The following is a 14002-nucleotide window of genomic DNA, read 5'->3' as shown; positions in this document are numbered from 1 at the left end:
TTCCTCTTGAAGCGCGACGCTGTACGAATCGGGGCTCGCCGATCGGGGAATCTACTTTTGTCCAGTTTTAGAGGGCGTCCTTTAAATTAAGGTTAATGGCGGCTTAAGCCGCAGGGTTAACAATGCGTTAATCCGCCACGGTGCCGGCCCCCTGCGCGAGCCCGGCTGGACGGCAAAAAGAAACGGCGGGGCCAAAGCCCCGCCGCGATGCCTTGAGTGGCGATTTTCGTCGCGTATCAGCGCAGAAGCTGCAGCACGCTCTGCTGCGACTGGTTGGCCAGCGACAGCGCCGAGACCGCGATGGACTGGCGGGTCGACAGCGCCTGGCTGTTGGCCGCTTCCTCGTTGGTGTCGGCCAGCGTCAGGTTGGACGAACCGGTCTGCAGGACGTTGATCAGGTTCTTGTTGAAGTCCTGACGGATCTGCACGACCGACAGGTTTGAGCCGAGAGTCGACGCTTCCGAACGCAGCGTGCTGCTGGACGCGTTGAGCGTGGTCAGAACCTTGTTGACCGTAGCGTTGTCCACGAAGTCGGTGCCAGATGTCAGCTTCGCAAGGCCGAGGCCGGCCGGATCGAAGGTGACGCCGGTGATGCTCAGCGTCGACTTGCCGGTTTCGTTGAACGTCAGCTTCAGCGTGTCACCGTTCAGCAGGTTGACGCCGTTGAAAGACGAGTCCTGCGCGGTGGTTTTGATCTGATCAATCACGTTGTTGTACTGAGCGATCAGGCTGGCGCGGGCGTTCTGCGAGTTGGTGTCTTTCACCGCGGCAGCGAAGGCCCCCGCACCGAACAGCTTGCCGGAGCCGATCGCCGTGCCGCCGATGATGGAGCTCGTCAGGTTCTGCGAGGCTTCATCGTTCGTGGTGGTGATGGTCAGCTGGCCGGTCGAGCTCAGCGAAGCGGTCAGGTTGCTTGAGGCGAGCTTGGTGTTGAGCGCGTCGAGCGTGTTGACCTGGTTGGCACCCGTGCCGATCGTGATGGTCTGGGCAGCGCTGCCGTCGATCGCACCGATCGTCAGCGTCTGGCCGCTGAAGGTCGACGTCGGCGCCGTGGTGCCGGCGGTGAGGCCGACCTTGGCCAGCGCCGTACCGCCAAGCGTGATGCTGTCGCTGGTGTTGCCGGCCGTGAGCGTCAGCTGATTGCCGGCGATGGCCGCCGCCGCGCTGCCGCCGCCGAGAGCCGTCTTGATCGCAGCGGTCAGGTCGTCGGTGGTCGCCGCCGTGGCCGCGGTGGTGTTCAGATTGATGGTGCCGTCCGCAGCCGTGGTAGAGGCGGCAGTACCAGCGCCGGCAGCCGTGATCTTGATCGTCGTGCCGTTGACGATGAGCGTGTCGCCAGCAGCAAAGCTACCGCCAGCCGCGGTCGTCAGGTCCGAGGACGCGGCAAGAGTGCCGGTCGCGGTGCCCGTCAGGGTGGCGGCGGTATCCGGCGTCCCCAGCAGGTTCGTGGCGCTCGCGCCCGCGATCGCGGCCGAGGTGAAGGTCGACTTCGACGAGTAACCCGACGGCTGCTGCAGCGCCTGGTTGGCGATGGACTTCGCGGAATCGACCAACTTCTGCAGGGAGGTGATGCCGGTGTTGGCAGCCTGCAGGATCTGCACGCCGTTGCCGATACCATCGAGCAGGTTATTGATGTCGCCAGCGCGGTTGTCGAGACCCTGAGCGGTGAAGAAGTTGGTGGGGTTGTCCAGGGCCGAGTTCACCTTCTTGCCGGTCGACAGATGCGACTGGGTGGTGGCGAGGAGGTCGGCGGTGGACTGGAGGGAGAGAAGGTTCTGACGAACCGAAGCGGAGAGAACGATACCGGACATACTGTTACCTTTCTGGTAGCTACGCGTCCTATTTGACCAAGATTGATCAAACGACCCGCGGACGGTTGCGTCCAAGCCGCTAACAATCTGTGAAATGAAACCGCCGGTTTGTCGGCGCCGTGCCCGAATTGGCTTCTCAAAAGCTTCCAGCGGCAGTTTCTCTCGCCTGTAAACCCTTGACTATCATTCGTTTTTTGCCACCTCGGCCGACGTTTACGAGCCGTTAACCACATTCGGCAAGGATTACCCCCAATCAGAGCCGACTGCCGTCATCGGGGGGCGCGCGCGACGCTCGTTACAAAAGAGTTGATGGAGAACAGGCATGGCCCTCAAGGTCGAGCTGAGACCTCACGAACGCATCATCGTCGGTAACTGCGTGATAACCAACACCGACCAGCGCGCCCGCCTTCTGATCGACGGCGACAACGTGCCGATCCTGCGCGAGCGCGACATCCTCACGCCGGAAACCGCTGATACGCCCGCCAAGCTCGTCTATCTGGCGGTCCAGCTCATGTACATCTCGCCGGATCCGCAGAGCCAGCACGGCACCTACTTCAACCTGGTGCGCGACATCGTCACCGCCGTGCCGAGCGCCTGGCCGATCATCGAGAGCATCAACAACAACATCATGAGCGGCGATCTCTATCGGGCCCTCAAGGACGCCCGCAAGCTGATCGCCTATGAAGACAAGCTGCGTGAGCAGTTCGAGGCGACCCATCCCAAGGATGAGGTCAAGGGCGACGTCAGCTCCGCCGCCTGAGCCTTCCAGCATCTGAAAGCAAAACGCCCCGGATCAGGTCCGGGGCGTTTTGTTTTGGAGGTTATTGACGTCACTGCGCCGCGAGCGGTGGCGCCTCGACGTCGATCACGCCGCCGCTTCGCTTGTCGCCGAACGCCAGCACGGCCGCCACCAGCGCGTCGATATCCGTCTCGTCGGTGCGGTGATTGACGATGGCGGCACGGATCGCGAACTTGCCATCGAACGTGGTGCTCGATGGCGCCGCGATACCGGACTCCTGGATGTCGGCGACGATCTCGCGATTGACTGCATCACCCGCGCGGTAGCGGAAGCAGACGATGTTGAGGTTGACCGGCGCCAGCAATTCCAGCCGCGGCTCGGCCAGAACGCGCGCCTCCAGATATTTGGCGAGCGCGCAGCTTCGCGCGATCACGGCGCCAAGGCGATCGGTGCCGAACGTCTTCAGCGTGAACCAGGTCTTCAGCGCACGGAAGCCGCGCGACAGATCGGGACCGAGATCGCAGGGCCAGACCGCGCCCGCCGCAAGCCCCCTCGCCTCGCGGCTCAGATAGGCCGCCGGTTGGGCGAAAGCCTGCCGATGCTGCTCGCCGTCGCGCACCAGCAGGAAGCCGGCATCGTAGGGCACCTGTCCCCATTTGTGGAAATCGAGCGCAATGGAATCCGCAAGCTCGATGCCGCCGAGCAGCGGCGCGAGCTCGGGCGAGAGAATTGCGAGCGCACCGAAAGCGCCGTCGACGTGAAACCAGATTCCTTCCTCGCGGCACAGCGCTGCGACGGCCTTGAGATCGTCGATCGCACCGATATCGACCGTGCCCGCGGAGGCGACGACGAGGAACGGCTTGAACCCGACCTCGCGGTCGACCGCGATCTGCGCGCGCAGCGCGGCGACGTCGATGCGATGATCGGTATCGACATCGATCTTGCGCAGCGCATCGGTGCCGAGCCCGGCGATGTCCATGGCCCGCGAGACGCAGCCATGCGCGGCCCGCGACGTGTAGGCGGTGAGCAGTGCACCGTCATTGCCGATGCCATACTGACGCGCCAGCTTGCCGAGCGCAGTCGTGCGCGCCACCAGCACCGCCATCAGATTGGCCATCGACGTGCCGGTGACGAAGATGCCGCTCGCATTCTCCGGGAAAGCGAAGAGACGGCGCATCCAGTCGACGATCTGGCGCTCGACCTCGATCGGCATGTGGTCGCGCCCGCCGAGATTGGCGTTGAGGCCCGCCGCGAGCATCTCCGCGACCATACCGACCGCAGTGCCGCCGCCGTGTACCCAGCCCATGAAGCCGGGATGGACGTTGCCGGTCGCATAGGGCGCAACGTGTTCGGCGAATTCGCGGTAGACATCGGCGAGATCGCTGGCCTCGCGCGGCACGTCGGATTTGATAGCCGCACGAACCTCATCGGGGATCGGCTGCCATACCGGACGCGAACGAACATTGGCGATGCCGTCGATGGTCTCGTCCAGCATGCGATGGGCGAGCGCGCGAAACGCGCTCCAATCCTGTGGATCGAGCGACGTGTTCGTGACCGCGGGCTGCGTGTTGCGGATGATCTCGTTCATGCCGCACGCCCCTCGCCGGCCCTGGCGTGCCGCGACAGCATCGCGGTGAATGCGGCGAAAATCTTGCGCATCTGCGGCGGCTTGTAGGGAAACACCGACGGCGGATCCATGTTGTGCACGACGGCGGTGTTGTCGGCTTCGAACACCAAGAGCTCGCCGTTCTGGTTCTCGGCGCAATCGACGATGAAATAGTCGAGGCCGACGCGCCGGCTCATCTCGTCGAGCGCAGTCTTGTGGCGCGCCGCGAAGGCGTGATCGAAGTCTTGCATGAAGATGGCTTCTTCAGCGCGCTTCTCCTCGCTGAACGCCATGTAGGCGTTGAGATACCAGATGTCCCAACGATCGGCGATCGCCATGTGGCAGGCGTAAGGCTTGCCGTCGACCATGGTGAGCCGCATCTTGCGAAAGAGCCCGTCGGGGCTCGCATAGTTGACGAAACGCGCGACGAAGAAATCCTGCTCCTGCCGCTCGGCAAGATAGGCTTTGAGCGCGGCCACATCGTCGATCTTCGCAAGGCCGACGCCGGCATGCGTGCCGCGCGGCCGCACGATCATTGGAAAGTGCAATTCGCCCGTAATCTCCGTGCAGGCGATCCGCCCCTCCGAGAGGGCCGTCAATTGCGCACGGGTCGCGTTGGCGGTGACGGGAATATCGAGACCGGGAATATCGGCCAGCAACCGATAGAGCTTGTCGCGATCGAGATTGCCGATCAGCTCGGGGCGATTGAGCAGCGGCCGCGGCCAGCTCGGCGCGGCCGCCTCGATGACCGCGAGCGTCTCGCGACATTCCTCGGAATCGGAGGCGACCACGATGGCGACGTCATGATCCGGCAATGTCTCCGGCAGGCCGACGCCCTTGACTACATAAAGCGTCAACAGCTCGATATCGGAGTCTTCGAGCAGGAATTCGATCGGCGTGTTGCCGCCCATGTCGATATCGGCCGCGAGCGCGAGCACGCGCAGGCGCGGCTTCGGAACAGCGCAGGGCGAGCGAAACAATTGGTGGAAGGCGAGCACCTCGGTCTGGATCACGAGGCCGGCTTCCTTCTCGCCGAGGAGCTGGGCAACCAGCGACAGATCCAGGCCCTCGCCGGCCTCCGCCGTCCCTTCCGCGATCCGCGCCAGCAGATGCTCGCGCAACGGATGCAGATCGCCGCCCTGGAAGGCCCGGCGCGTCAACTTCGCAAAGCCGATGCGGTCGGAATAGTTTGGCGTGATGGCGCCGTTCGGCACGGAAACAGGATTCAGCATATCAGCCCTCGAGCACAGACTTCCCCGGCGCAGCCGCGGCACGGTCAAGCAGCAGCTCGATCTTCGCCACGACATGGGCGATGCGATCGAGGATGTGCTGCAAATTACGTTGCGCCTGCGCGGCATCCGCCGACCAGGCTTCGGTGACGAGCCGGGCGCCGACACAGAGCCGCAGCACGGCTTGCGGCGCCTCGTCCTGCCGCTCCAGCCGGACCGGCTGGCCGACGAGACAGCGCTGCGCGGCGACCTGGCGGTCCGCCGTGCTGCCGCTGATCTCCTCGTTCATGTCGCGCGCGAGCGCGCGATGAACGGCGGCGGTCTCGGCGACCGAGACCGACTTGCCGTCGCGGAGCAGTGTGAACGGAAGGATCGTGGCGGCCGCGAATTCCTCGTCGTCCGCGCCGGTGATCCCGGATGCATTCGGAACGGCGCGAAGCGACGGTGACAAGGCGATCATGCTGTCGATGCCGGCGAAGAGCTCGGCCAGCGCCCTGGCGCGAAACGCGCCGGGCACGGCATAATAGCTGCCGATCTCCGCAAGCGCCGCCTCCCAGCGCAGCCATTGACCGAAATTCGGCCGCCGCTCGAAGCGCGAGCGCAATGCCGTCCAGGCCATCGGCCAGTCGCAGCGGCCGGCATAGCCGAAGATGCCCGGCGCAATCGCGCCGATCCGGTCGATCGACCGCGACAGGCCCTTCGGCACCAGCAGCGCACCGCTGAAGGCGGGCCCGCCAAAGAATTTGGAGCCCGTCATCAGCACCATGTAACCGCGATCGAGATAGGAACGCAGCCGCCGGCGCCCGAGCCGCGCCTGGCAGGCATCGACGACCACCTGAACCTTGCGCGGCCAGCGCCGCGCGATCTCATCGAGGCAGGCAGCGCTCGGCGCGCGCCAGCCGAGCTTTGACGAATCCATGATATGGAGCAGAACGCACCGGCCTTGCGCGAGGCTGATCTCGATTGCACGCATGACTGCGGCGTCCGCATCGGAGCGCATCGCGATGCCGGGCACTGTATCGAGCAGCGGCACTGCGATGCTGTCGCTCGCAAGCCCCGCCACCGCACTGTCCTTGCGCACCGCAAGGCCACTCGCCGTCATCGTGCTGAAATGGTGCCCGCGCGCGGTATGGACCGTGCCGCTGCCCGTCTGGTCCGTGCCGACCACGATCGAGACGGGCGGCGCGCCGAGCACCGCGCCGGCCAGAAACAAGGCGTGAAGCTGGGAATCGGTGCCGGACGGCGAGAACACGACGTCGACGCGCGGCGAGAGCTGGAGATGGCCGCGCAATTCATCGCGCATGGCCTCGCAGCGCGCATCGAAGGCGATTTCGACCTCGTCGAACAGGCATTTGTGCATCAGCTCTTCGCGCGCGAGCGCCGCGCGATCGTAGGCCGCCTGCGAAATCGTGGACGCGGTCGAAGAGGCGAAATTCCAGATCTCGGGCTCCGGCGAGGCCGCGCAGCCATAGGCGTTGACGCGATCCCGGGGATCAAGCGCCAGCCGCGGGTCTCCGCCGGAGACCAGCAGCGTATCCAGCGGCGTGAAGAGATCGCGCAGACGGTAGCGCAAGCCTCCGTCGGGTGCGCGCTCCGGGATTGGCAGAGGGGATGCGCCGTTGCTCATCCCGAAAGGCTCACGCCGCGTCGGCCGCAGCCGCCGGCGCGAATTGCGAGGCGATGTCGCCGTGGAACACCGACGGGCCGACATGATCGAGCGAGCTCTGGATGTCGGCCCAGATCTCGCCGCCGATATCGGTCCAGCGCTTGCAGAAAGCGAAATCCTCGGAGAGATAGGTCCCGGTCGCGGGATCAATCATGCATTCGAACAGCGCGAACCGGTTCGGGCTCGATGCCAGCGTGTCGTGCGAATGCTCGCGGAAGAACTGCAGGTTGGCGTAATCAGGATGGCGGCACATCGCCTCCAGCACGTGGCGGCGGATCATCAGGAAGCCAGTGCCGGCGTAGCGCACGCGGGTGAAGCCGTTGACCATCACAATGCGGTCGGGGTCCTCGATCTCGAGCACGTAGTCGAGCGAGGCCGCCGGTACGTCGGCGCGGCCGGACTGGATCGCCCGCTTCGCCTTGTCCCAGTTCACCCGCTTGATCGGATAGCAGCCGGCGACGACGTCCGCGCCACACTCGATCAGGCGGAACACCTGCTCGGGCTTGAAGCCGATATCGGCGTCGATGAACAGGAAATGCGTCGCCTTGGGATCATCCAGGAACATCGCGGCGAGATTGGCCCGCGCCCGGGTGATCAGCGCATCGCCGTCGCGCAGCAGCACCTTGAGCTCGAGATTGGACATGCCGTGCGCGGCGCGCTGGAGCGCGAAGATCGAGCTCGCATAAATGCTCGACACCTGCCCGCCGAAGCACGGCGTGGCCACCACCAGCTGCATCTTGTCCGACATTGACGGCTCAGCCCGCGCTTAAAACCTCACCAAGAGGTAAAGAGGCATGGTTAACGGCGCCTTAACGTTTCCTTACAGGAACTTGACGAGCGAGAGCTGCGCGAGGTTCGAGGTAACCTGGTAGGAGGCCTGGAGCGCGTTCTGCAGCGACAGGATCTCGCTGGCGACCTGGTCGGGCGATGCCGATTCCGCCTGGTCGACGATGCTCTGGAGCTGCGCCTTGGCCTGGGTCTGGCGCGTTCCCGCATCCTTCATCGCGTTCTGGGCCATCGCAAGGTCGGTTTGGATGTCCTCGAGGTGCTGCTGGCCGGGCTGCTTCGTCAGCGACTGTGTCACCCGCAGGCTCAGCGCGGCGACCTGCCCGCCCGCATATTGCCCGGTCGGCGACGTCGAGAACGTCCCGAACACAGCGATGGCCTGCAACTGTTGGCGGATCGCATCCTCGTTGGCCTGCGCGCCATATTGCACCGTGACGGAATCGTCGACCCGCGCCATCGCGGTGGAGCGTGCCGAGCCGGGCCCGTCATTTCCGGTGTACCATTTCACTGTTGTGGCCGAGCCGTTGACCAGCGTCGTCGCCGAGCTCGCCGGCGAAGAGCCGACGCGCAGCGGCGGCTGGGTCGCGGTGACGGGCGTCGCGCCGAAGCCCAGCGCGCCGAGCGCGCCCGTATTCGTCGTCGTGATGTTGAGGCTTGCCGCATCGTCGGTGTTGATGGTAATCGAGCCGCCATGCACGGTCGAGGGCTTCGATGTGCCGGTGATCGCGTCGATCTTGCTCATCAGCGTCTGGATGCTCTCGCCGACATTGAGCTGGTTGCCGGTCGCGCCCGAGTTGACGAAGGTGAGCGTGGTGCCGTTGACGGTGATGGTGTCGCCGGCAACGAAGCCCGGCGAGATCGAGTCCGAGGGGCTCACGCCCGACAGCGCCGTCGCGCCTGTGACCGGCGCCGGCGGCGTGGCCTGGTTGTTGACCGGCGTGCCGATCGCGGAGCTTGCGGTGTTGAAGAAATTGTCGCCGGCCGTGATCGCGGAGGCCGCCACCAGCGAGGTGTTGGCAAGCTTGGTGATCGCGGTGTTCAGCGCGGTGTTGAGATTGGCCGCCGTGTTGTTCGGGTTGACGGGCGTGCTCGCGTCGATCGCGAAGCTGCCGAGCGGCGTCGGCGTCGCGCTCGACGCGGTCAAGTCGATCTGCTCGGTCGAACCATCAGGCAGCGTGAACTGGACGCTCAGCTTGTCGCCATTGTTCGGATTGACGCCGTTGAGATCGACCGAGAACGACACCGGCGAGCCGCTCGGGCCGGTGACGGTCGCGCCCGTCAGCGTCGAGGACACCGCCTTGATCTTGAGCCCGAACGGCGATCCGGCGACGTCTTCCGACACCTTCACCGAGCTCGCCGTCGGCTGCGTCTGCACCAGCCGTCCCATGCCGTTGGCGCCGAGATCGGCGGCCTGGCGCTCCGCCATCACGGTCTTGAAGCCGGCCTGCGTCGTGGTGCCGTTGATGATGTCGCCGGCGTCCGCAACCGACTGCGTGTTCACCGACGTTCCCGAGAACAGGTAGCGGTTGCCGGACTGCGTGTTGAGCACGCCGACCATCGAGCCGAACTGCGCGGCGGCGGTGTTCTGCGCGACGGTCTGGCCGTTGACGTTGAGGTCCTGGGCGGTGCTGGCCGAGCCGGTCTGCACCGTGTTGCGGATCGTCGTCAGCGACTGCAGCGCGGTATTGGCGAGGTTGATGTTGACGTTGACGTTGGTGATCGTGTCGGTATAGGCGGCGATGTTGGAGAGCTGCGAGCGCGAGGCGATCGCAAAGCCCTCGTTGGTGCCCATGCCGGAATAATTCTGCGACAGCTTGCCGGTCGAGAGCTGCGTCGACAGGTCGGTGAGCTGCTGATTGATGTTGCGGATCTGCGCGCCGAGGATCGACGAGGAATAGTTGATGCTGCTGATCGACATGTTTCAGAGCCCTGTACTGGTTACACTTGAGCCTGGATCAGCGTGTTCATCATGCTCTGCACCACCGACATCACGTGCGCGTTGGCGGCATAGGCATTCTGGAGCTGGATCAGGTTCGACATCTCCGAGTCCAGGTTGACGCTGGAGGTCGAGTTGAACTTGGCCTGCAGCGTCGAGACCACGACGCTCTGGCCCTGCTGGAGCTGGGTCGCCTGGGTCGCGGCATTGCCCTGGACGCTCAGGAACTGCTGCAGATAGTTCGAGACGCTGCCGGTGAAGGGCTGGCTCGACGAGCCGAGGCCGGTCGTCGGCGAGTAGGAGAACACCGAGGTGGTGAGCTGCGAGTAGAGAAAGTCCGAGCGCGTGGTGTCGCCTGCGGGCGTCACCGGCGAGGTGTTGTAGACCGACAGCTTGGTCGGATCGCTGGCCAGCTGCGTGTTGACGGCGATGCGCCCGGCAAGGCCGGTCATCTGCGAGCCCGACGCCGTGATCGCACCGGTGTAGAGCGCCTGCCCGCCGTCGGTGAACACCGCCAGCTGCGGATTGCCCGAGGTCAGCGACGAGATCGTCTTGGTGGTCGAGGCCGAGTTGATCTTGGCAAGGCCGCTGTTGTCGTCGGTCACCCGCAGCGTCGTGGCGCTCGCCGGCGCCGGTGCGGCGGAGAACGACAGGTGCGAGCCCGACAGAGCGGTGTTGAGCGCAGAAGCGATCGCGCTCATCCCGCCGGCGAAGTTGACGCCCACCCGCATCGGATTGGCGTTGGTGGCGGTCTGCAGCGGCAGCGCCGCCGGATCGGTCACGTTGACCAGCGTGATCTGGCGCTGGGTGTTGGTCGTTTTGTCCGTGTAGGTGATGTTGACCGTGTTGCCTGCCTGCGAACTGGCAAGGTCGAGATCGAAGCCGGCCGGCGGACCGGAGACCGTGCTGCCGGCCGTGGTCTTGTCCGACAGTGCGCTCGACATCGTGGCGGCGAGCTGGTCGATCTGGGTCTGCGCCTGCACCAGCGTCTGGTCGCGCAGCTTCAGGTCGGCCGCGATCTGGCCGGACGAGACCACGTTGTTGGCGACGGCGTCGATCTGCGAGCCGTTCGGCAATTTGAGAGTGAGCGCACCGACGCCGGACTTGCTCGGATCGGTGTTGTAGAGCGAGGTCGCGGACAGCGCGCCGGCGGAGGCAAAGGAGAATTGCGAGGCGAGCCCGGCGCCGACCAGCTGGAAGCCGGTGGTGGTGTAGATGTTGGCCTGGTTCGAACCGTCGGTGGTGACGCGGACGTCGACAAATTTCGACAGCGTGTTGATGGCCTGGTCGCGCTGGTCCATCAGCGTCGCAGCCGAGGGATCGGTTGGTGACAGGCCCTGAAGCTTGGTGTTGATGTCGGCGACCTTCTGCATCGCCGCATTGGCCTGCTGTGCCGAAGTGCCGAGATCCTGCTCGACGTTGGAACGCAGCGACTGGATGCCCTTGGTGGTCACGTTGAGCTGCTGCGCCAGCGCCTGCGCCGCGCCCAGTGCGACGGTCTGCGCCGAGGACGCGCCCGAGCTCGTCGACAGCGCCTGGAGCGAGGAGGTGAACTTGTTCAACGCGCTTTCTAGCGTGCCGCTGTTGCCGGGCGTACCATAGACATTCTGAAGCTGCTTCAGGATGTTGGCCATCTGGTCGGCGTAGCCGCTGCCGCCGGTCTCGGTGCGCAGCTGGTTCAGCACATAGGTGTCGAGCTCCCGGCTGACGCCGGTCGTCATCGCCGTCGAGCCGAAGTCGCCGGTGGAGACCTCGATCTGGTTCGCCGTCTGGACGACGTAACCCGGCGTCTGCGAGTTGGCGACGTTCGAGGAGACGATCGAGAGCGCGGCCTGGTTGGCACGCAGACCGCTCATCGCGCTGGCAAGGGCTGAACTCAAACCCATTGTACTTACCCGCCTTTGGTTACGTCACGCGCCGATCAGCGCAACACGTTCAGGAGGTCCTGCACCATCGAATTCGCTGTCGTGATCACCTTGGTGTTGGCCGAATAGGCCTGCTGGGTCACGATCAGCTTGGTGAACTCGTCGGCTATGTCGGTGTTGGAGCCTTCCAGCGACGAGCCGCTGATGGTGCCCGAAGCGCCGTCGATGGCATTTCCCGACTGCTCGGTCGCGGCGTAGGCGCCGCCGTCGAGGGCCTTGAGGTAGTTGGTGCCGTTGAAGTGCGACAGCGAGACCTGCGCGAGATCGAGGTTCTGGCCGTTGGAGAAGGTGCCGACCACGAGGCCGTTGTTGTTGACGGCGACCGAGCGGAGCTGACCGGCCGCGTAGCCGTTCTGGGTGATGGTGTTGATGGTCACCGCGCCGCTGGTGCTGGCGTATTGGGTCAATCCGCCCGAGGAGATGTTGAAGGCCACCGAGCCGAGCGACTGGCCGCCGACGCTGACATTGTTGATGGTGATGCCCGATCCGCTCGGCGAGGTCAGCGAGCCGTCGGCGGCAAAGGTGAAGGCCTGCCCGGTGTTGACCCAGCCGACCGTCGTGCCGGTCGCATTCGGATCGGCCTGGTAGAACAGGTTCCAGGTGTCGGCATGCCCCCCGCCCAGCGAGGCGCTGTCGGTCTTGGCCCAACGCAGCTGCAGGTTCACCGGCGTGCCCGCGGCATTGTAGGCGGTCACCGCACCGCCGCTGATCGATTCCTTGGTGAAGGTCGCGATGTCGTTGCCGATCACGCCGCCGGTGCCGGCGGTGCCGCCACCGTCGCGATTCTTGACGACGGTTGAGGTGAAGCCGAGCGCGGCGAACGCCGCAGTGTTGGAGCTCGACACCTGCAGGTTGGACGCGGTGCCGGTGTTCAGCGTGATCACGCCGCTGCTGCTGACCGACGATCCCGACGCTCCGGCAAGCGCGTCGATCTTTTGGAGCAGCATCGTGATGTTGTCGGTGATGTTGATCTTGGTGTTATCGGTCGACAACGCGCCCGAGGCCACGAAGGTCAGCGTCTGACCGTTAACGGTGATCGTGTCGGCGGGCGGACCTGCCGAAAAGCCGGACGAGAGCACCTGAGGATTACCAGCTGTCGCGGTGCCGCTCAGGACCGTGGAGCCCGAGATGGCAGGCGAGGACAGCACATTGCCGCCGCGCGTCACGGTGCTGAGACCGAGCGCGGTGGCCGCCGCACCGCTCGTAACCTGAATGTCAGCGGAGGTGCCGCTCGCGATCTGGATATTGCCGGTGGCGCTCAGAGTCACACTGGTGTTGGGGATGCCGGCCGCGGTCGCGATCGCATTCAGGATATCAGACACCTTATTGGTATTGGCGGCACCCGGAGCCAATCCGATCGTGGTGTTGCCGCCGGCCGTTGTGAGGGTGGTGACGTTGGGATCGAAGGTGATCGTATGGGCGACGCCGCCGACACCCGTGATGGTCAGGGTCGTACCGGTCGTGCCGTTGGCGAGCGCGTTGAGGATGCTCGTGGCGAGATGGGGTGTCGTTGCAGAATCGAGCACGGTCGCCGTGGTAGCAGCCGCCGATGCGGTGTCCTGCAAGGCAACGGAGCCCGTCCCTGTCGTGGAAGTATAGGCCGAGCGAACATTGCCGGTGGCCGCCGAGCCGGAGACCTTTGCATTGGTGTAGGGCGCGGCCGGCGTGCCGACTGGCAGCGGGTTGGCCGCGAAGTCGGACGGGTTCAGACCGCCCGCTGCCAGCAGCGTGCCGCTCGACGCGGTCGAGCTCGCCGCCGTATTCGGCACGCTCGGCAGGTTCGCGGCGTACTGGATCGAGGTGGTCGCCTGCGCCGGGATGAAGTTGTTCTGGAATTTCAGGACGGTGGCGACGCTGCCGGTCGGGTTGCCGGTCTTGGGGTCGACCGTGGTGCCCATCAGATAATAGCCGGCGCCGTTGACCAGATTGCCGTTGGCATTGAGCTGGAAGTCGCCGCGGCGGGTGTAGTAGGTGACGCCGTTGAACACCGGGACATTGTCGACGACGCCGGTCGCCTTCTGGATCGAGAAGAAGCCGTCGCCGGTGATCGCCATGTTGGTGGCGACGGTGGAGGACGAGATCGTGCCCTGGGTCGTGATGGTCGCCTTGGCGTTGGCCGTCACGCCGCCCGCGACCTGCTTGGTCGGCACCGAGGCGTCGGGAATGAGGTCGACGAAGCTGGTGCCGATGCCCTTGTAACCGGTGGTGGACGAGTTCGCGATGTTGCCGGAAATGTTCTGAAGCGCGTAGGACTGCGCCTGCAGGCCACCCACCGAGGTGTTCATTGCATCGAAGATACCCATA

At 65.0% G+C, this 14002-nt stretch carries 9 protein-coding genes; 1 reads left to right on the top strand and 8 read right to left on the bottom strand.

The window, feature by feature from the left end; genetic code table 11:
• Nucleotides 1-236: 236 nt before the first annotated feature.
• Nucleotides 237-1811: a flagellin N-terminal helical domain-containing protein gene (locus tag RAD16_RS37775; protein ID WP_458162949.1), complete on the bottom strand. Its 1575-nt coding sequence runs from the start codon at nt 1809-1811 to the stop codon at nt 237-239.
• A 322-nt stretch (nt 1812-2133) separates the two neighbouring features.
• Here RAD16_RS37775 and flbT point away from each other — a divergent pair, with 322 nt between their 5' ends.
• A complete protein-coding gene (gene flbT / locus RAD16_RS37770) occupies nt 2134-2571 on the top strand; it encodes a flagellar biosynthesis repressor FlbT (RefSeq protein ID WP_458162948.1) in 438 nt (145 codons plus the stop codon).
• 70 nt (nt 2572-2641) lie between these two features.
• Here flbT and RAD16_RS37765 read toward each other — a convergent pair whose 3' ends face one another.
• From RAD16_RS37765 to RAD16_RS37735, 7 genes are all read right to left on the bottom strand, one after another.
• Complete coding sequence (locus tag RAD16_RS37765) at nt 2642-4138, bottom strand: pyridoxal phosphate-dependent decarboxylase family protein (protein WP_458162947.1); 1497 nt, start codon at nt 4136-4138, stop codon at nt 2642-2644.
• Nucleotides 4135-5388 (bottom strand): ATP-grasp domain-containing protein, encoded by a 1254-nt coding sequence (locus tag RAD16_RS37760; protein WP_458162946.1) that lies wholly within the window; start codon nt 5386-5388, stop codon nt 4135-4137. The genes RAD16_RS37765 and RAD16_RS37760 overlap by 4 nt, the downstream gene beginning before the upstream one ends.
• A gap of 1 nt (nt 5389) precedes the next feature.
• Nucleotides 5390-7012 (bottom strand): hypothetical protein, encoded by a 1623-nt coding sequence (locus RAD16_RS37755; protein WP_458162945.1) that lies wholly within the window; start codon nt 7010-7012, stop codon nt 5390-5392.
• Between the two features lie 10 nt (nt 7013-7022).
• Nucleotides 7023-7799, bottom strand: a complete 777-nt coding sequence (locus RAD16_RS37750; protein ID WP_458162944.1) for a hypothetical protein — start codon at nt 7797-7799, stop codon at nt 7023-7025.
• A gap of 72 nt (nt 7800-7871) precedes the next feature.
• Complete coding sequence (locus RAD16_RS37745; RefSeq protein ID WP_458162943.1) at nt 7872-9755, bottom strand: flagellar protein; 1884 nt, start codon at nt 9753-9755, stop codon at nt 7872-7874.
• A 20-nt stretch (nt 9756-9775) separates the two neighbouring features.
• Nucleotides 9776-11659, bottom strand: a complete 1884-nt coding sequence (flgK, locus tag RAD16_RS37740) for a flagellar hook-associated protein FlgK (RefSeq protein WP_458162942.1) — start codon at nt 11657-11659, stop codon at nt 9776-9778.
• 35 nt (nt 11660-11694) lie between these two features.
• Complete coding sequence (locus RAD16_RS37735) at nt 11695-14001, bottom strand: flagellar hook-basal body complex protein (RefSeq protein WP_458162941.1); 2307 nt, start codon at nt 13999-14001, stop codon at nt 11695-11697.
• Nucleotide 14002: the final 1 nt, after the last annotated feature.

This window comes from Bradyrhizobium sp. 18BD (assembly GCF_054185225.1).
Note: the sequence above shows the minus strand (reverse complement) of the source record. Positions and strands in the feature narration are given on the sequence as shown.